Source organism: Pseudomonas sp. NFX71, assembly GCF_048079215.1.
Taxonomy (GTDB): Bacteria; Pseudomonadota; Gammaproteobacteria; order Pseudomonadales; family Pseudomonadaceae; genus Aquipseudomonas; species Aquipseudomonas fluorescens_B.
The window spans coordinates 3,570,410-3,587,275 of sequence record NZ_CP182230.1; the positions used below are offsets into that span (position 1 = coordinate 3,570,410).

The window sequence follows — 16,866 nt, forward strand, 5'->3', positions numbered from 1 at the left end:
CGGGGCACAACCGGCCGCAAAGGGACGGAAAACAGTGGCCGGGTGCTATAACCCGGCGCTCTAAAAACAGGCGCCAGTATCGCGATGGTTTATGACAAAGCAGTGGCAATGTGATGGCGTCTCGATGACGATACAAAATCGGAATGAACTTTCTATTCCGGGCTCTGTCGGCGAATCGCGGGTGTGGATTGCGACGCTATAGGCGATACTCGCGAGGCTTTTACGCCAAGAAGTGGGGAAGGAAGTGATGCCGTTGCAACGTCTGGAAAGTCTGTCCGATATAGCGCCGCACACCTGGGATGCCCTGGTGCCGGATGATCAGCCGTTTCTGCGTCATGCCTTTCTCAGCGCACTGGAGGACAGCGGCAGCGTCGGTCCGCATTCCGGGTGGCAGCCCGAGCATTTGCTGCATATGGAAGGTGATCGGTTGATCGCCGCGCTGCCCAGCTACCGCAAATGGCACTCCTACGGCGAGTACGTGTTCGATCACGCCTGGGCCGATGCATGCGAGCGTGCCGGCATCGACTATTACCCCAAACTGCTGACTGCCGTGCCCTTCAGCCCGGTCAGCGGCCCGCGTTTGCTGGCCGCCACGGTTGAAGACGGTTTCGAACTGCTGAAGAGTTTGCCCGGCTACCTTGAGATCGAAGAGCTCTCCAGCGCTCACATCAACTTCACGGACCCGTTCACCGACGCGGCACTGGCCGAACACCCTGGCTGGCTGCAACGCATCGGCTGTCAGTACCACTGGCAGAATCGCGGATATCGGGATTTTCAGGACTTCCTCGACGCCCTCAGTTCACGCAAACGCAAGCAGATGCGCAAAGAACGCGAGCAGGTGGCGGGGCAGGGCTTCGAATTCGAATGGCTGGAGGGCCGGCAACTGGATCAGGCGCAGTGGGATTTCGTTTACGCCTGTTACGCCAACACCTACGCAGTGCGTCGGCAACGACCTTATCTGACGCGGGAATTTTTCAGCCTGTTGGCCGAACGCATGCCGGAGTCCATTCGCGTGGTGCTGGCCAGACAAGGCTCACGCCCGGTGGCCATGGCCTTCAGCCTCGTCGGTGGCGACAGTTTTTACGGCCGTTACTGGGGCTGTCTGGCGGAGTTCGACCGGCTGCACTTCGAGACGTGTTTCTATCAAGGCATGGACTACGCGATTGCCAACGGCTATCAGCGTTTCGATGCCGGTGCTCAGGGTGAACACAAATTGATTCGCGGGTTTGAACCGGTGATCACCCATTCCTGGCACTACTTGCGTCATCCCGGCCTGAAAGCGGCGGTAAAGGACTTCCTGCAGCAGGAACGTCTCGGCGTGCTGGCGTATGCCGAGGAAGCGAGGACCGCCTTGCCTTATCGGCAAGGCTGATCCTTCTCCGTTGGGCTCAAGTGCCTTCCTTGCCCAGCCATCGATAGGTCACGCCACCGATCACCGCACCGAGCAGCGGCGCCACCCAGAACATCCACAATTGCGCGATGGCCCAGCCGCCGACAATCAGTGCCGGGCCGGTGCTGCGGGCCGGGTTGACCGAGGTGTTGGTGATGGGGATCGAGATCAGGTGGATCAGCGTCAGGGCCAGGCCGATGGCGATCGGTGCCAGCCCGGCGGGTGCACGTTTATCGGTGGCGCCGAGGATGATCAGCACGAACATCGCCGTCATCACCAGCTCACAGACAAAGCCTGCGGCCATCGAGTATTTGCCGGGGGAGTGTTCGCCGTAGCCGTTGGAGGCCAGGCCTGCTGAGAGGTCGAAGCCTTCCTTGCCATTGGCGATGTAGTAGATCAGCGCGGCGGCGATGATCCCGCCGATGACTTGCGCAACGATGTAAGCCGGCAGTTCCCTGGCCGGGAAACGACCACCGACGAACAAACCGACTGATACGGCGGGGTTGAGATGGCAACCGGAGATGTGGCCGATGGCGAAGGCCATGGTCAGCACGGTCAGGCCAAACGCGATGGCCACACCGAGCACGCCGATTCCCAGCGGAGACGACGCGGCCAGGACCGCACTGCCGCAACCTCCCAACACCAGCCAGAACGTACCTAACAACTCAGTGACTGAACGTTTGAACAGAGACATGAGATCTTCCTTGATAGGCGAGCTATCGAGTCTGAATCGAGTGACGCATCCTGCGGGTTTACGACAGGTTCATCTTCAGGACCTTGGGTGAGTACAGCAGGGTTTTTCTGGAATTCCAGTGCGGATGGGGAAAGTGCCAGAGCTTGTGGTTGGTGGGGTATGGCGGTTTATTGGGTTGGCTTGGGATTGGAGGCATATCCGTTGTTTTGGTAACGGATATTCACCCAACAAAACAGCCTCAATCGATCCCGACAAACCCCCCAGTCTGATGCTGCCACAATCGCGCATACAACCCGCCCTGCGCCAGCAGTTCAGCATGGGTCCCCGTCTCGGCAATCTGGCCTTTCTCAAGCACCACCAACCGGTCCATCCGCGCAATGGTCGAAAGCCGGTGGGCGATGGCAATCACGGTTTTACCCTGCATCAGGGTTTCGAGACTTTCCTGGATCGCCGCTTCAACTTCCGAGTCCAGCGCGGAGGTGGCTTCGTCCATGATCAGGATCGGCGCATCCTTGAGCAGCACCCGTGCGATGGCGATCCGCTGACGCTGGCCGCCAGAAAGTTTCACCCCGCGCTCACCCACATGCGCATCAAACCCGGTGCGCCCTTCGGCGTCCGACAGCAACGGAATGAACTCGTCGGCACGGGCTTTGTGCACCGCTTCCCAGAGTTCGGCGTCGGTGGCATCGGGTTTGCCGTAAAGCAGGTTGTCGCGGATCGATCGATGCAGCAGCGACGTGTCCTGGGTGATCATGCCGATGCGCTCGCGCAGGCTCTCCTGAGCGACGTCAGCGATGTTCTGGCCGTCGATCAGGATTTGCCCGCCCTGCACGTCATAGAGGCGCAACAGCAGGTTGACCAGGGTCGATTTGCCGGCGCCGGACGGGCCGATCAAGCCGATTTTCTCACCGGGTTTGATCGTCAGGTTGAGGTCGCCGATGATCCCGCTTTTCTTGCCATAGTGAAAATCCACGTGCTCGAAGCGCACTTCACCACGGGTAACGGCCAACGGTTTTGCCGCTTCACGGTCGGTGACGCTGACCGGTTGCGAGATGGTCTGCAAACCGTCCTGGACCATGCCGATATTTTCGAAAATGCCGGTGACCACCCACATGATCCAGCCAGACATGTTGACGATCCTGATCACCAGGCCGGTGGCCAGGGCGATGGCGCCAACGGTGATCAGCGACTGGGTCCACAGCCACAACGCCAGGCCGGTGGTGGTGACGATCAGCAAGCCGTTCATGCTGGTGATGACCACGTCCATGCTGGTGACCACGCGGCCGGCCAGCTGGGCTTTTACGGTCTGTTCTTCGATGGCTTCCTTGGCGTATTGCTGTTCGAAGTTGGTGTGGGCGAACAGCTTCAGCGTGGTGATGTTGGTATAGCCGTCGACGATCCGCCCCATGAGTTTGGAACGCGCATCCGAAGACACCACGGAGCGTTCTTTCACCCGTGGCACGAAGTAGCAGAGGGCGCCGATGTAGGCGGCGATCCAGGTCAACAACGGGATCATCAGGCGCCAGTCGGCTTCGGCGAACAGCACCAGCGAACTGATCGCGTAAATCAGCACATGCCACAGCGCGTCCACCGCTTGCACGGCCGAATCGCGCAGCGAGTTGCCGGTTTGCATGATGCGTTGGGCGATGCGCCCGGCGAAGTCGTTCTGGAAGAAATTCAGGCTCTGCTTGAGCACGTAGCTGTGATTCTGCCAGCGGATCATGCTGGTCATGCTCGGGCTCAGGGTCTGGTGCACCAGCATGTCATGCAAGGCGAGAAACAGCGGACGCAGAATCAGCGCAACCACTGCCATCCAGGCCAGTTCCACGCCGTGGATCTTGAAGAAGTCGACGTTGGGTGTGCCTTGAGTCAAATCGATGATGCGACTCAGGTAGCTGAACAGCGCCACCTCGATCAGCGCACCGAACAGGCCGACGATCAGCAACACCGCAAACATTGGCCAGACTTGCTTCAGGTAATAGGTATAGAAGGGGAGAACACGATCGGGCGGAGCCGCCGTCGGGGCGTCACGGAATATGTCGATCAGTTTTTCAAAACGGCGATAAAGCATTTGTTCTCCGCCCGCGTGCGGGCTCTCCTTTAAACGATTTGAACGGCGCCGGATACCGGCGGCCGCTCAACACTCCCTGTGCGTTTTGGACTTAGTCGATGCGCTTGGCCGACTTGATGAACACAGGATCGGCAGGCACATCTTTCATGCCGCCACGGGTGGTGGTTTGCGAGTTGACGATGACGTCCACGACATCCATGCCTTTCACGACTTTACCGAAGACAGCATAGCCATCGCCCTGGTCCAGGAAGTCGTTGTCCTTGACGTTGATAAAGAACTGGCTGGTGGCCGAATCCGGCACGGAGGTACGGGCCATGGACAGCGTGCCACGCACGTTATGCAGGCCGTTTTTGGACTCGTTCTTGATCGGTGCCTTGGTTTCTTTTTGCTGCATTTGTTGGGTGAAACCACCGCCCTGGACCATAAAGCCCGGAATCACGCGGTGAAAAATCGTGTTGTTGTAGAAACCGCTGTCGACGTACTCAAGAAAGTTCTTGGTACTGATCGGCGCCTTGACCGGGTCCAGTTCGATTTCGATCTGACCGTTGGTGGTTTCCAGCAGGACGTGCGGTGCCTTGGCGGGCGTGGCGGCCATCAGGTTGGCGGCAAACAGAACGGAGCCAGCGACGAGGGCGATTTTTTTCAGCATGGGTCAGTGATCCTGAGTGTAGTGGTGTCGACTGCAGTGAGAAACTCGAGCAGGGTTTGGTTGAAGTGTTCGGGTTGATCCAGCGGGGTGGCGTGACGCGAATCGGCGATTACCACCAGCCGCGCATCAGGCAGCAGTTTTACGTAAGTCTCCTTCAGCGACACCGGTGTGTAGTCACGGTCGGCGCTGACGATGAGGGTTGGACAGGACACTCTGGAAAGTCGTTCCTGAACGCCCCAGCCAATGATCGCGTCGAAGCTGGCGAGATAAGCATGTTTGTCGTTTTTTGCCCAGCGTTCGGCCATCTTTTGACGCAATTCGGCCTGCTCCGGTTTCGGGAATAGCTTGGCGCCCAAGGCTTTGCCAATGGCGCCCAGACTGAGCGCGCGCATCAGGCTCCAGCGCTTGAACCACTGCCAATAATCGTCGCGACTGCGCAATTTGACCTCGGGCGCGCTGTTGACGATGCACAGGCTTTTGAGCAGTTGCGGCTGATCCACCGCCAGTTGAAAGCCGATCATGCCGCCCATCGACAGGCCCACATAATGCGTCGGGCCAAGGTTCAAATGCTCGATCAAGGCGACCAGGTCGGCGCTGAATCCGGCGATGCTGTATCGCTCGCGGGGTTTGTCCGAGCGACCGTGGCCGCGTACATCCGGCACGATCACTCGGTAGCGGGCGGACAGCGCCGGGATCTGCTTTTCCCAGTCCAAGGTACTGGAACCCAGCCCGTGGACCAGCAGCAACGGCGTGCCGTGGCCATATTCCTCGTAGTGCAGGTTGCAACCTTCGTGTTCGAAATAGGCCATGGGTTCACTCCGTGTCAGGCTTGTTCAGGGGCGGCGAAGGGCGCATCCAGCGGCGCGGTGTCGAACGTGCGCAGCAGTTCGATGAGGATCTGTGTCGCCGGGCCCAGCGGTTTGTCCTTGTTCGAATACAGGTAGAAGCTCGGGTTACGGCTGCCGCCCTGGTCCAACGGTAGCAGCTTGAGCGTCCCTTCCTTCAGTTCGCGTTCGATCATGTGCCGGGGCAACCAGGCGAAACCCAGCCCGCTGCCGACAAATGTCGCGGCGGTGGCGAGGCTGCCGACGGTCCAGCGCTGTTCGGCGCCGAGCCAGCCGACATCCCGTGGCTGTTGACGGCCGGAGTCGCGGATCACCACTTGCATCTGGCTTTCCAGGTCCTGGAAATTCAGTTCGCGGTTCAGGCGGTGCAGGGCGTGTTCGGGGTGGGCGACGGCGACGAATTCGACGTCGCTCAATTCCGCGCCCAGGTAACCGGGAATGCTGAAGCCGGTGATTGCCAGGTCGGCCACACCTTCGAGCAGGACTTCCTCCACGCCCGACAACACTTCTTCGCGCAGCCGCACCCGGCAGCCGCGGCTTTGCGGCATGAACGCGGTCAGGGCGCGGACGAGGCGGGCACTCGGGTAGGCTGCGTCGACCACCAGCCGCACTTCCGCTTCCCAGCCTTGCTCCATGTGATGCGCCAGGTCTTCCAGTTGGCTGGCCTGTTTCACCAGTTGGCGCGAGCGGCGCAGCAACACGCCCCCGGCTTCGGTCAGCACGGCTTTGCGGCCGTCGATGCGCAGCAACGGCACACCGAGCTGGTCCTGCATGCGCGCCACGGTGTAGCTGACTGACGATTGCGAGCGGTGCAGCGCTTCGGCGGCCTGGGCGAAACCGCCGTGGTCGACCACGGCCTGCAGCGTTCGCCATTGATCAAGGGTCACGCGGGGCGCTTTCATGTTGAGCTCCTCTTGTCCTAAGCTGGCAGTCCTTATTGGAGACTGCCGAATGAAAAAATTCTGTTGTGTGGTGTTGGCGATGCTGCCGCTGACTGCCTTTGCTTACCCGATCGACGTACAAAAACAGTTGAACGGCTTGAGCATCGACTACAACACGTATGACACGGATACCGACATCGCCTCCATTCAGGTGAACAACTACGGCAGCACCGATGCAGTCTGTAAGGTGGTTTTCAATAACGGTCCGGAAGCGCCGCGCACCCGCAATATCGAAGTGGCTGCCGGCAAGCACAAAAATGCCACCGCCAAGTTCAACCGGACCATCATCAAGATGCGCATCAATCTGACCTGCACCCCGAAATAAGCACCAAAATCCTGAGGGAGCGAGCCAGCTCCCTCAGGGTGTATCCAGCTTATAAACGAATTTATTGATGGGTTATAGCAATTATTTGCGCTTTTTCATCGATATGACTCTGTTTAACCTTCACTCCATCGACTTACAGCATTCTCAGATGGAGCCTACATCCCATGTCCCGCGTTCTGATCATCGAAAGCAGCGCCCGTCAGCAAGACTCGGTGTCCCGTCAACTGACCCAGACCTTCATCAACCAGTGGAAAGCCGCCCACCCCAACGATCAGATCACCGTGCGTGACCTGGCTGTCAATCCGGTGCCGCACCTGGACATCAACCTGTTGGGCGGCTGGATGAAACCCGCCGAGCAGCGCAGCGACATCGAACAGGCTTCCCTGGAGCGCTCCAACCAGTTGACCGATGAATTGCTGGCCGCTGACGTGCTGGTCATGGCCGCTCCCATGTACAACTTCGCGATCCCGAGCACGCTGAAAGCCTGGCTCGACCACGTGCTGCGTGCCGGCGTGACCTTCAAGTACACCGAGACCGGCCCGCAAGGCCTGCTCAGTGGCAAGCGCGCTTACGTGTTGACCGCTCGCGGCGGGATCTACGCCGGTAGCACCGCGGATCATCAGGAACCCTACCTGCGCCAGGTCATGGGCTTCATCGGCATTCACGATGTGACCTTCATCCATGCCGAAGGCATGAATCTGGGCGGCGACTTCCAGGAGAAGGGACTGAACCAGGCCAACGCCAAGCTTTCCCAGGTCGCCTGACCCGTTAATCGCCAGATAATCGCTGGATGGTCTAGTGACCTGGCGCAACCCTTCAAGCCTGTACGCGCATCGACCTCCCTTTGCACTTGTTGCTCCTGAGTGCTGTAGCCCGATTGAACGCTTTAGCGAGATCGGGCTTTTTTTTGTCTGCGGTTTGATGGGGGGGCACAGATCCCTGTGTGCGGGCTTGCCCGCAGGTTTATGTGTGTTCTCGCGATCGCCGGCAAAACCCGCTATCGTCGCCGCCATTCAAAACGAGGCGAGCATGGGCTATCTACTTTTTGTCACGCTGATCCAGGCGTTTTCCTTCAGTCTGATCGGCGAATACCTGGCCGGTCATGTCGACAGTTACTTCGCAGTGCTGGTGCGGGTGTTGCTGGCGGGTTTGGTGTTTATTCCGCTGACGCGCTGGCGTTCGGTCGAACCGGCGTTCATGCGCGGCATGCTGCTGATCGGCGCGTTGCAGTTTGGCGTGACCTACGTCTGCCTGTACCTGAGCTTCCGGGTGCTGACGGTGCCGGAAGTCTTGCTGTTCACCATCCTCACGCCACTGCATGTGACGTTGATTGAAGATGCGCTGAACCGGCGCTTCAATCCATGGGCGCTGGTCGCAGCGCTGGTGGCAGTGCTCGGCGCAGCGGTGATCCGCTTTGACCGGATCAACCCGGATTTCTTCATGGGATTCCTGCTGCTGCAACTGGCCAACTTCACCTACGCCGCCGGGCAGGTGCTTTATAAGCATCTGGTGGCGCGTCATCCGAGCGATCTGCCGCATTACCGGCGCTTCGGTTTTTTCTATCTCGGCGCATTGGCGGTGGCGTTGCCGGCCTTTCTGCTGTTCGGCAAACAGAATTTCCTGCCCGAAGCACCGCTGCAATGGGGCGTGCTGGTGTTCCTCGGCCTGGTCTCGACCGCGTTGGGGTTGTACTGGTGGAACAAGGGCGCGTGCCTGGTGAATGGCGGGACGCTGGCGGTGATGAACAACCTGCATGTGCCGGTGGGGCTGCTGATCAATCTGCTGATCTGGAATCAGCATGAAGAGCTGGGGCGCTTGTTTTTGGGTGGTTCGGTGATTTTGATGGCGGTGTGGATTAGCCGGTTGGGTATACGCCAACCGGCAGTCGCGCACTAAACCCTTGTGGGAGCGAGCAGGCTCGCTCCCACAAGGGGAGACCTGAAGTTACATGACGTGTTTTTCAGGCTCTGGAATGTGGCTGGCGCCCAGCATGGCCGGGAGCAACCCGGCCCTGAGATCCCCGCCACTCGGCTGCTGATAAAGGCTTAACCCGAACTCCGGCAGCACCGCCAGCAAGTAATCGAAAATATCCCCCTGAATCCGCTCGTAATCCGCCCACGCCGTGGTGCGGGTGAAGCAGTAGATTTCCAGCGGAATCCCCTGCGCCGTGGTTTGCATCTGCCGCACCATGCAGGTCATATTCGGCTGAATCTCCGTGTGGCTCTTCAAATACGCCAGCGCATAGGCGCGGAAGGTCCCGATGTTGGTCATCCGCCGCCGGTTGGCCGACATGGCCGCGACGTTACCCTGAGCCTCGTTCCACGCCTTGAGTTCAGCCTGTTTGCGGCTGATGTAATCGGTCAGCAGATGCACCTGGGACAGCTTCTGCTCTTCATCATCACGGATGAATCGCACACCGCTTGCGTCGATGAACAGGCTGCGTTTGATCCGTCGCCCACCCGACTGCTGCATGCCGCGCCAGTTCTTGAACGACTCGGACATCAGGCGCCAGGTCGGAATCGAAACGATGGTCTTGTCGAAGTTCTGCACCTTGACCGTGTGCAGCGTGATGTCCACCACATCGCCATCGGCGCCGACTTGCGGCATCTCGATCCAGTCGCCGACCCGCAGCATGTCGTTGCTGGTCAGCTGCACGCTGGCGACGAACGACAACAGGGTGTCCTTGTAGACCAACAGAATGACCGCCGACATGGCGCCCAGGCCCGACAGTAGCAACAGCGGCGAGCGGTCGATCAGCGTGGCGACGATGATGATCGCCCCGAACACGTACAAGACCATCTTCGCCAGTTGCACGTAGCCCTTGATCGAGCGGGTTCGGGCATGCTCCGTGCGCGCATAGATGTCCAGCAACGCGTTGAGCAGGGCGCTGATGGCCAGCACCAGGAACAGAATGGTGAAGGCCAGCGCCACGTTGCCGAGGAAGATCAGGCTGGTTTTGCTCAGTTCCGGCACCAGGTGCAGGCCGAACTGGATCACCAGCGACGGCGTCATCTGCGCCAGGCGATGAAACACCTTGTTCTGCCGAAAGTCATTGACCCAGTGCAACGCCGGTTGACGGCCCAGCATTTTGGTCGCATGAAGAATGAGATAGCGCGCCACTCGTCCGAGGGCCAGTGCCACCAGCAGCAACAAAAGCAGCCCGAGGCTGGAATGCAGTAGAGGATGCTGGTCGAGAGCACCCCAAAGGTCTTGGACGTTGAGCCAGAGCTGTTTGATATCCATGGGTAAAACCGTTCTTCTATAGGACGCGTCGGGGCGATTAGAGCATTTAAGACGCTTTGGATGACGTTTGAGGACAAAAGAGGCAACAAAAAAGCCACTGTTTACGGTCGTTTGCATAAAGAAACTCGGCCTCGGCGCTCGAAACCGTTACCCTATGCAGCTGTTTTTTTGTATTTCTTCGAGGTAGCACCCGTGTTTTCCCAATTCGCCCTGCACGAACGCCTGCTCAAAGCCGTGGCCGAGCTTAAATTTGTCGAGCCAACGCCTGTGCAAGCAGCGGCTATTCCGCTGGCGCTCCAAGGGCGTGACCTGCGGGTGACAGCGCAAACCGGCAGCGGCAAGACCGCCGCCTTCGTCTTGCCGATCCTCAACCGTCTGATCGGCCCGGCGAAAATCCGCGTCAGCATCAAGACCCTGATCCTGCTGCCCACCCGCGAGCTGGCCCAGCAGACCATCAAGGAAGTCGAGCGTTTCGCTCAGTTCACGTTCATCAAGTCCGGTCTGATCACCGGCGGTGAAGACTTCAAGGTTCAGGCCGCCATGCTGCGCAAGGTGCCGGATATCCTGATCGGTACGCCGGGCCGGATGATCGAGCAACTGAACGCCGGCAACCTCGACTTGAAAGAAGTCGAAGTGCTGGTGCTCGACGAAGCCGACCGCATGCTCGACATGGGTTTTGCCGAAGACGTGCAGCGTCTGGTGGAAGAGTGCACCAATCGCCAGCAGACCATGCTGTTCTCCGCCACCACGGGCGGTTCGGGCCTGCGCGAGATGGTCGCCAAGGTCCTGAACAACCCGGAACACCTGCAGCTGAACAACGTCAGCGATCTGAACGCGACCACCCGTCAGCAGATCATCACCGCTGACCACAACCAGCACAAAGAGCAGATCGTGAACTGGCTGCTGGCCAACGAGACCTATCAGAAGGCCATCGTGTTCACCAACACCCGGGCCATGGCCGACCGCATCTACGGCCGCCTGGTGGCCCAGGAATACAAAGCGTTCGTCCTGCACGGTGACAAGGACCAGAAAGACCGCAAGCTCGCGATCGATCGCCTGAAACAGGGCGGTGTGAAAATCCTGGTTGCCACCGACGTTGCCGCCCGTGGCCTCGACGTTGACGGCCTCGACCTGGTGATCAACTTCGACATGCCGCGCAGTGGCGATGAATACGTTCACCGTATCGGTCGCACCGGTCGTGCCGGCAACGATGGCCTGGCCATCTCGCTGATCTGCCATGGCGACTGGAACCTGATGTCGAGCATCGAGCGCTACCTCAAGCAGAGCTTCGAGCGCCGCACCATCAAGGAAGTCAAAGGCACCTACGGCGGGCCGAAAAAGGTCAAGGCCTCGGGCAAAGCCGTTGGCGTGAAGAAGAAAAAGGTCGACGCCAAGGGCGAGAAGAAGAAAACCGGCGCCAAGGCACCGACCAAGCGCAAAATTGCCAACCGCCCGAAGACCGACGCGCTGTCGCTGGTCAGCAAGGACGGTATGGCCCCGCTGAAGCGCCGCAAGCCGGAAGCGCCGGCTGCTGAATAAGGCGCGGTAGCGATCCAGTAAAAACCCGGACATTGTCCGGGTTTTTTTTCGTCCAAAGATCGCAGGCTTCGCCAGCTCCTGCATGAAGCGTGTGCGACCTGGTATTCCGAGTGCACCTGAATCCTCGGAGCTGTCGCGCGAAGCGAGGCTACGATCTTCTCTTCAACCCTCGGCTTTTTTCTCCGCCGATCCCAACTCCTTCAAACGCTGGTCTATCAACTGACACTTGTCCGGTAGATCGGCGCTGGCCGTATCCAGATCCATCTTCTGCAACTCATCGTTGATCTCTTTGGCTTTCTTCGGATTCTGCTCCGTGAGCCTGGCGACTTCCTTGGCCAGCTGTTCACGTTTGGCGGTGGCTTCCTCCGGCGTGCAGGCCCAGGCGGGGAGGGCGCAAGCGAGGGTGGCGGCGAGGGTGAGTTTCAGCAGGGTTTTCATGGGGGTGGGCCTCGGTTCCGGTTAAGGCGGGTTATCCGGTTGAGGGTTGAGGTCAGGGGAAAGTTCAGCACGCTGGCATCTTTTGTTCACGCAGCTGGCTGATAGCGAATCCGTCAATTGACCGAAAAAGGACGCCAATCTAGTAGGCTGGTATCATTGTGCTATCACTCGCAAATCAGGGATCGACCATGCTGTTCAGGGCCGTCACGGCAAGCCTTCTACTGGCATTGACCGGTTGCACCAACGTCAACGTCGAGCCAGTTGCTCCTCAATACAAAATCTCTCAGCTCTGCATCGAAGAGAACCCGAAAGTGGTGGTGGGCGATTTCGTCGATGGCCTGCAAACGCTTTTGCGCAAGCACAACATCGAAAGTCGCTTGTACGCCGCCCCCATTCCGAGCAGTTGCGAATACCGTCTGACCTACACCGCCATCCGTTCCTGGGACTTTTCCCCGTACTTGTCCGATGCCAGTGTCCGGCTCTTCAAGGGCGATCAACAAATCGGCTTTGGTCAATACCACCTGACCGGTGAGGGCGGCTTCGATCCGTCGAAAGTCGCGCCGGTCGAGGAAAAAATGGGGCCGGTGATCAACCAGTTACTGGGGCAAAACAAATGAGCGCAGCCATGAAAAGTATCCCGGGTCTATTGCTCATGCTGTTGTTGACCGGATGCGGTCATACCAGCTCCAGCCAGCCGTATTTCGAGCCGCCGGCGCCACCGCAGGGCAAAGCGCTGGTTTACATGATGCGGACCCAGGTCATTCAAGGCAGTTTTTATGACAGCGTGTTCAGCATCAATGACAGCGCCGTGGTGGGGCTCAATGACAAAAACTATTCCTGGGTTCTGGTGAGCCCGGGCTTGCATAAGGTCTCAGCCGGACCGCGCCCGCATCCCCGAAACGTGTACTTGAACCTGCAGGTCGAGCCGGGCAAGGAATACTTCGTTGAATACACGCAAGAGTACGCGGCCGAGATGGTCCGGGTGCGGGACGCCAAGGAAGGGAAAGCCATGGTGAAGGGGTATTCGTATATTCCGGTGAAGTAGTCGTACGCGGTAAATGAGTGATCCATCGCCAATCAAAACATTTGATTGGCATGCCTGAGTTAGCGCTTTTCAGCACGTGTCTGCACATACGCAAAAGGGCGACCAACAGGTTGCCCTTTTTATTTGCTCACAGCATTTGCTTGCAAACAATGCGCTCTATCCCCCATGGCAGCAGCTCGAAGAAGCCTTGTCTTCATAGCGATCGTGATGCCTTACCCATTCCATGATTTCTTCTTCATTGCGCCCCTTGGGCGTGAGGTCGAGGTAATTGTAGGCTCCCACCAACATGTCCAATCCTCGGGCATAGGTGGAGTAGGTGTGGAAAATATCGCCAGCTTCGTTGCGATAAAACACGCTCAGGCCGGGGAGTTCTTCCTCGGCACCGTCGGATTTTTCGTAGTTGTAGGTTGCCTTGCCGGCAGCGACATCTTCTGCTCGGGCCGAGACGCCAAAGTCGTAGTTGAAATCGCTGCCTGCTGACGACACCCAATCGAACTTCCAGCCCATGCGCCGTTTGAATGCCTGGAATTCGGCGAATGGCGCGTGGGAAACGGCCACTACGGCCACGTCGTGATGGGCGAGGTGCTGGTTTGCGCCGTCGATGTGGTCGGACAGGAAGGAGCAACCGGGACAACCTTCGTCCCAGCCGTCGGCGAACATGAAGTGGTAAATGACCAACTGGCTGCGACCGCCGAACAGATTGGCCATTTTTAGTTCGCCGTTGGGGCCCTGGAAGCGATAGTCCTGGTCAATTTTCACCCAGGGCAGGGCGCGACGTTCGGCGCTGAGTTTGTCCCGTTCTTTGGTGAAGGCTTTTTCGTGGGCCAAGTGTTGTTTGCGGGCCACGAGCCATTCTTCTCGCGACACGATTTGATGGTTCTGAACGTTCATCGGGTTTTCTCCTGCGCAATGCTGGGAGGTGACTGACACAAGCTTGTCGTTTGACCTGTGCCGATTTCGACATACCGCCGGTCAGCGCCGTTCAAAACCTACGCTGAACGGCTGCGCGTGCTGCCGGTCACAACCTATGAAGGCCATCACATTCACGGGCTTTGGAGGTTGGACAGGATGACGACTTATAACTGGGATTTGATTGAACGCTTGCTGCACGAAGTGCAAAACGCGGCCCCCAGCTTCACGCCGCGGCCCTATGCAGAAGAGTACGCGGCAGAAAAAGGTGCGGAGGGCGAGCAGACTGAAAACCTGGATCACCTGAAAGCGGTGGCCGGTGAATATGAAAAGTTGCTGCTGGAGCGGGGTTATATCGAACCTCGGCCTGAAGAGCAGGGTGGGACCGGTTCGAACTACATGCTGACGCCACGGGGTTCGAGTTTATTGAGCCTGATCGACAGCAGCATTCCTGGCAATGATCATCCACGGCAGGTCCTGGATGAGCAGGAAGATGCGCTCGATGCAGTGACGTTTGATGAGGTGGCGTCCAAGGCGCAGATCGCCTGATTGCGTGGTGAAAGCAAAAGATCGCAGCCTTCGGCAGCTCCTGCCTGTATACACAGAACTCTGTAGGAGCTGCCGAAGGCTGCGATCTTTTGATTCTTAGCTCTGTTTCGCGGCCTTGAGGCACTTCAAATCATTGAAGTCCTTGCGAACCCCTTCGATTTTCTTCAACAACCGCTCACGCTGGGTCGGCTTGCTCTCGGCCATCAAATCCGCGAACAGGCTTAGCGCCTGTGCTTCTGTGTTGGCGTAAGCCTTGCGGTAATCGGCCGTCCATAAACTCTCGCGATTCACCAGAAGTGTCTCGATTCGCTGTGGGAATTCCGGACTCTGACGTTGTGCCACTGCGGCACTGAACTGCTTCTGCCAATGGGCGCGGTTGGCGATCCATTGCGTGTTCTGGTCACCCAAGGCATTCGACCAGGCGACGACACGTTGTCGCTGGGTTGGACTGAGCGGGCCGAGCCAGTCTTTCAAGCGTTTTTCCATGCGCTCGCCGCGCTCCTTGATCTGCTGATCGAGGGACGGTTTCAGGTAATCCTGCTGGCGTTTGCGCTGGTCCTTGGCAAAGGCGTCGTTCATCTCCGCGACTTGCTTGTCATCCAGCCCCTGCAACAACTCGATGGCCGACGGGGTGATTTCCCGTGCGGTCTGGGCGATGGCTTGTTTGGCTTCCTGGGTGCGGGTTTGCAGTGCGGTGTCGGTCACCTGATTGGTCTCAACCATCACCTGCAAACGGTCGAGCCAGTCGAGGTAACCCGGCAGTTGCGTGGTGCAGTGCCAGCTCAGGTGCTCTTTCAGGCGCTCGTTGAACCAGCCTTTTTGCTCGCCGTTCATGTCCAGGTAATCGCTGAGGGTCCACGGAATGATCACGTCGAGGTTGCGATAGGCCAGGCCCACGCGGCTGCAGGCGCCGAGGGCGAGACTGAGGGTGAGGGCGACGGCAATACACTTTAACCAGCGCGACATGGGCGAGTCCTTGCGAAAGCGTAGGTTCTCATGTGAACGCAGGATGAGCCCGCCAGTTCAGCCGATCAATAGAACGCGTGTTCGGCTTTGAGGGTGACGAGTCCGTCGCACTGACTGTTGTGCCCGGAGTAGGCGGAGCAATCGCTGCCGCTGAGGCTTGAGTCGCTGTAGATCAGGTCCAGGTCGATGCCCATGAACGGCCGGGACAGCGTCAACGACCAGTCGGTGAAACTGCCTACATACCCGCCGTCCACCGACACCGGAGTATTGAGCTGGTGGGTGGTGTATTTCATGCTGATCCCGACGCCGAATGGCTGATTGCCGCCCAGGTCGGCGAACACGGTGCTGTTCTGTTTGTCCGGGTCGTTGCTGAAGGCTGCGCCGAAACGGCTGCCCAGCAGGGTCAGGCCGCCGAAGAGTTCCTGGGTGTCGAGGGTGTCCACCTTCGGATAGCTGTAGCGGATCATGCCGACTTCGTATCCGAGGGTTTGGTCGAAGGGTTGTTTAAAACCCATGTAGGAATCGACTTCGAGGTTGTTCCCCTGGCTCAATCCCATGCTCGGTGACCATTGGCCGAAGTAGAAGCCGCTGTCATGGCTCAGGTCGAGGCCGCCGTGAAAGGAGCCGATGGTCGAGGGTTTGACCAGCCCCTGGGCCATGCTGCGACTGGGGGTGGTGCCCAACTTGAGATCGAAGTCCCCCAGTTCACGCTGGAAGATTTGCGCGTTGGCGACCGAAGATGACAGCAGGCCGCTGAGCAAAAACAGAAAGGGTTTGAGCATGCGTCACTCCATGACAGCGAGGAGCAGAAACGAAAAACTGCTGAAACGCTTAATCCAGACGTGTGCAAGCATACCGGCGAATGCTCGGCATCGATGGCCGTTCGTCGATTTTTGAAATATTGATGTATTTATCGGGGGTGTTGCGAGAGGGTTCCAGTCCAAGCGCTTCGAAGCTCAAAGCGCTTACGGACCAGGTGACGCGAGGATCTGTAACGGTGTTACTTTTTGCCGAGCGTGATCTGCTTGGACGGGCCGAACGTCTGGCCGCTGACGCCTTTGGCAATTTGCTGGATCTCGCCACCGGACTTGAGGAACGCAGCAATCTGGTTGTTGATCGATTCGCTGGTTTCAACGGCTGGAGCTGGCTTTGCTTTGCTGTTGGATGCTTTTACACGCATGGCGGCCATTAACCTGTAGAAAATTAACTTGGCCACGCATCGTACAGGAAATACTTGACAATTGCTTGGTAAATATCCCCCT

General features: G+C 58.5%; 18 protein-coding genes and 1 pseudogene. 8 read left to right on the forward strand and 11 right to left on the reverse strand.

Going from position 1 to position 16,866, the window contains the following annotated elements; all coding sequences use genetic code 11:
- The first annotated feature begins 247 nt into the window (after positions 1-247).
- The gene (locus ACM1ZW_RS16465) at positions 248-1,372 is read left to right on the forward strand and encodes a GNAT family N-acetyltransferase (RefSeq protein WP_416738910.1); all 1,125 of its coding nucleotides are present in this window, start codon (positions 248-250) and stop codon (positions 1,370-1,372) included.
- 16 nt (positions 1,373-1,388) lie between these two features.
- On the opposite strand, the gene aqpZ is transcribed toward ACM1ZW_RS16465, so the two are convergent.
- From aqpZ to ACM1ZW_RS16490, 5 genes and pseudogenes are all read right to left on the reverse strand, one after another.
- Positions 1,389-2,084 (reverse strand): aquaporin Z, encoded by a 696-nt coding sequence (aqpZ, locus tag ACM1ZW_RS16470; RefSeq protein WP_017337030.1) that lies wholly within the window; start codon positions 2,082-2,084, stop codon positions 1,389-1,391.
- A gap of 238 nt (positions 2,085-2,322) precedes the next feature.
- Complete coding sequence (locus tag ACM1ZW_RS16475; RefSeq protein WP_017337031.1) at positions 2,323-4,155, reverse strand: ABC transporter ATP-binding protein; 1,833 nt, start codon at positions 4,153-4,155, stop codon at positions 2,323-2,325.
- Between the two features lie 91 nt (positions 4,156-4,246).
- Positions 4,247-4,804 carry a peptidylprolyl isomerase A gene (locus ACM1ZW_RS16480; protein WP_017337032.1) on the reverse strand — a complete coding sequence of 186 codons (558 nt, stop codon included), beginning with the start codon at positions 4,802-4,804 and terminating at the stop codon, positions 4,247-4,249.
- A gap of 3 nt (positions 4,805-4,807) precedes the next feature.
- A pseudogene (locus ACM1ZW_RS16485) lies at positions 4,808-5,613 on the reverse strand (alpha/beta fold hydrolase).
- A 14-nt stretch (positions 5,614-5,627) separates the two neighbouring features.
- Positions 5,628-6,551: a LysR family transcriptional regulator gene (locus ACM1ZW_RS16490; protein WP_017337034.1), complete on the reverse strand. Its 924-nt coding sequence runs from the start codon at positions 6,549-6,551 to the stop codon at positions 5,628-5,630.
- 49 nt (positions 6,552-6,600) lie between these two features.
- Here ACM1ZW_RS16490 and ACM1ZW_RS16495 point away from each other — a divergent pair, with 49 nt between their 5' ends.
- The 3 genes from ACM1ZW_RS16495 to ACM1ZW_RS16505 all read left to right on the forward strand — a co-directional run bounded on the left by ACM1ZW_RS16495 (position 6,601) and on the right by ACM1ZW_RS16505 (position 8,811).
- Entirely contained in the window at positions 6,601-6,915 is a 315-nt protein-coding gene (locus ACM1ZW_RS16495) for a hypothetical protein (RefSeq protein WP_017337035.1), read from the forward strand.
- A gap of 164 nt (positions 6,916-7,079) precedes the next feature.
- Positions 7,080-7,679 carry an FMN-dependent NADH-azoreductase gene (locus tag ACM1ZW_RS16500; RefSeq protein WP_414879623.1) on the forward strand — a complete coding sequence of 200 codons (600 nt, stop codon included), beginning with the start codon at positions 7,080-7,082 and terminating at the stop codon, positions 7,677-7,679.
- A 265-nt stretch (positions 7,680-7,944) separates the two neighbouring features.
- Positions 7,945-8,811, forward strand: coding sequence for a carboxylate/amino acid/amine transporter (locus tag ACM1ZW_RS16505; protein WP_017337037.1), 867 nt, complete (start codon positions 7,945-7,947; stop codon positions 8,809-8,811).
- A gap of 48 nt (positions 8,812-8,859) precedes the next feature.
- Here ACM1ZW_RS16505 and ACM1ZW_RS16510 read toward each other — a convergent pair whose 3' ends face one another.
- Positions 8,860-10,158, reverse strand: coding sequence for a mechanosensitive ion channel family protein (locus ACM1ZW_RS16510; protein ID WP_414879624.1), 1,299 nt, complete (start codon positions 10,156-10,158; stop codon positions 8,860-8,862).
- Between the two features lie 192 nt (positions 10,159-10,350).
- On the opposite strand from ACM1ZW_RS16510, the gene ACM1ZW_RS16515 reads away from it, so the two are divergent.
- Positions 10,351-11,697 carry a DEAD/DEAH box helicase gene (locus ACM1ZW_RS16515; RefSeq protein WP_084323398.1) on the forward strand — a complete coding sequence of 449 codons (1,347 nt, stop codon included), beginning with the start codon at positions 10,351-10,353 and terminating at the stop codon, positions 11,695-11,697.
- 162 nt (positions 11,698-11,859) lie between these two features.
- Here the strand turns inward: ACM1ZW_RS16515 and ACM1ZW_RS16520 are convergent, their stop codons facing one another.
- The gene (locus ACM1ZW_RS16520) at positions 11,860-12,135 is read right to left on the reverse strand and encodes a hypothetical protein (protein ID WP_017337090.1); all 276 of its coding nucleotides are present in this window, start codon (positions 12,133-12,135) and stop codon (positions 11,860-11,862) included.
- 188 nt (positions 12,136-12,323) lie between these two features.
- Between ACM1ZW_RS16520 and ACM1ZW_RS16525 the strand changes: the two genes are divergently transcribed.
- Together ACM1ZW_RS16525 and ACM1ZW_RS16530 are read left to right on the forward strand one after the other, a co-directional pair.
- Positions 12,324-12,752 (forward strand): Sbal_3080 family lipoprotein, encoded by a 429-nt coding sequence (locus ACM1ZW_RS16525; protein WP_017337091.1) that lies wholly within the window; start codon positions 12,324-12,326, stop codon positions 12,750-12,752.
- An 8-nt stretch (positions 12,753-12,760) separates the two neighbouring features.
- On the forward strand, positions 12,761-13,180 hold the full coding sequence (locus tag ACM1ZW_RS16530) for a DUF2846 domain-containing protein (protein ID WP_416738911.1): 420 nt from the start codon (positions 12,761-12,763) through the stop codon (positions 13,178-13,180).
- Between the two features lie 156 nt (positions 13,181-13,336).
- Here the strand turns inward: ACM1ZW_RS16530 and ACM1ZW_RS16535 are convergent, their stop codons facing one another.
- Positions 13,337-14,071, reverse strand: coding sequence for a DUF899 domain-containing protein (locus ACM1ZW_RS16535; protein ID WP_017337093.1), 735 nt, complete (start codon positions 14,069-14,071; stop codon positions 13,337-13,339).
- A gap of 177 nt (positions 14,072-14,248) precedes the next feature.
- Here ACM1ZW_RS16535 and ACM1ZW_RS16540 point away from each other — a divergent pair, with 177 nt between their 5' ends.
- Positions 14,249-14,638 carry a hypothetical protein gene (locus tag ACM1ZW_RS16540; protein WP_017337094.1) on the forward strand — a complete coding sequence of 130 codons (390 nt, stop codon included), beginning with the start codon at positions 14,249-14,251 and terminating at the stop codon, positions 14,636-14,638.
- A 96-nt stretch (positions 14,639-14,734) separates the two neighbouring features.
- Here the strand turns inward: ACM1ZW_RS16540 and ACM1ZW_RS16545 are convergent, their stop codons facing one another.
- The 3 genes from ACM1ZW_RS16545 to ACM1ZW_RS16555 form a co-directional block, all read right to left on the reverse strand.
- Positions 14,735-15,604 carry a DUF6279 family lipoprotein gene (locus tag ACM1ZW_RS16545; RefSeq protein WP_017337095.1) on the reverse strand — a complete coding sequence of 290 codons (870 nt, stop codon included), beginning with the start codon at positions 15,602-15,604 and terminating at the stop codon, positions 14,735-14,737.
- Positions 15,605-15,669: 65 nt separating this feature from the next.
- Positions 15,670-16,386, reverse strand: a complete 717-nt coding sequence (locus ACM1ZW_RS16550; protein ID WP_017337096.1) for a TorF family putative porin — start codon at positions 16,384-16,386, stop codon at positions 15,670-15,672.
- Between the two features lie 218 nt (positions 16,387-16,604).
- Entirely contained in the window at positions 16,605-16,793 is a 189-nt protein-coding gene (locus ACM1ZW_RS16555) for a hypothetical protein (RefSeq protein WP_017337097.1), read from the reverse strand.
- Positions 16,794-16,866: the final 73 nt, after the last annotated feature.

Coding starts and splice junctions, on each gene's coding strand:
- ACM1ZW_RS16495 (WP_017337035.1), top strand. CDS start 6,601: ATGAAAAAATTCTGTTGTGTGGTGTTGGCGATGCTGCCGCTGACTGCC.
- ACM1ZW_RS16525 (WP_017337091.1), top strand. CDS start 12,324: ATGCTGTTCAGGGCCGTCACGGCAAGCCTTCTACTGGCATTGACCGGT.
- ACM1ZW_RS16520 (WP_017337090.1), bottom strand. CDS start 12,135: ATGAAAACCCTGCTGAAACTCACCCTCGCCGCCACCCTCGCTTGCGCC.
- aqpZ (WP_017337030.1), bottom strand. CDS start 2,084: ATGTCTCTGTTCAAACGTTCAGTCACTGAGTTGTTAGGTACGTTCTGG.
- ACM1ZW_RS16510 (WP_414879624.1), bottom strand. CDS start 10,158: ATGGATATCAAACAGCTCTGGCTCAACGTCCAAGACCTTTGGGGTGCT.
- ACM1ZW_RS16475 (WP_017337031.1), bottom strand. CDS start 4,155: ATGCTTTATCGCCGTTTTGAAAAACTGATCGACATATTCCGTGACGCC.
- ACM1ZW_RS16490 (WP_017337034.1), bottom strand. CDS start 6,551: ATGAAAGCGCCCCGCGTGACCCTTGATCAATGGCGAACGCTGCAGGCC.
- ACM1ZW_RS16500 (WP_414879623.1), top strand. CDS start 7,080: ATGTCCCGCGTTCTGATCATCGAAAGCAGCGCCCGTCAGCAAGACTCG.
- ACM1ZW_RS16550 (WP_017337096.1), bottom strand. CDS start 16,386: ATGCTCAAACCCTTTCTGTTTTTGCTCAGCGGCCTGCTGTCATCTTCG.
- ACM1ZW_RS16555 (WP_017337097.1), bottom strand. CDS start 16,793: ATGGCCGCCATGCGTGTAAAAGCATCCAACAGCAAAGCAAAGCCAGCT.
- ACM1ZW_RS16530 (WP_416738911.1), top strand. CDS start 12,761: ATGAAAAGTATCCCGGGTCTATTGCTCATGCTGTTGTTGACCGGATGC.
- ACM1ZW_RS16540 (WP_017337094.1), top strand. CDS start 14,249: ATGACGACTTATAACTGGGATTTGATTGAACGCTTGCTGCACGAAGTG.
- ACM1ZW_RS16465 (WP_416738910.1), top strand. CDS start 248: ATGCCGTTGCAACGTCTGGAAAGTCTGTCCGATATAGCGCCGCACACC.
- ACM1ZW_RS16535 (WP_017337093.1), bottom strand. CDS start 14,071: ATGAACGTTCAGAACCATCAAATCGTGTCGCGAGAAGAATGGCTCGTG.
- ACM1ZW_RS16480 (WP_017337032.1), bottom strand. CDS start 4,804: ATGCTGAAAAAAATCGCCCTCGTCGCTGGCTCCGTTCTGTTTGCCGCC.
- ACM1ZW_RS16545 (WP_017337095.1), bottom strand. CDS start 15,604: ATGTCGCGCTGGTTAAAGTGTATTGCCGTCGCCCTCACCCTCAGTCTC.
- ACM1ZW_RS16505 (WP_017337037.1), top strand. CDS start 7,945: ATGGGCTATCTACTTTTTGTCACGCTGATCCAGGCGTTTTCCTTCAGT.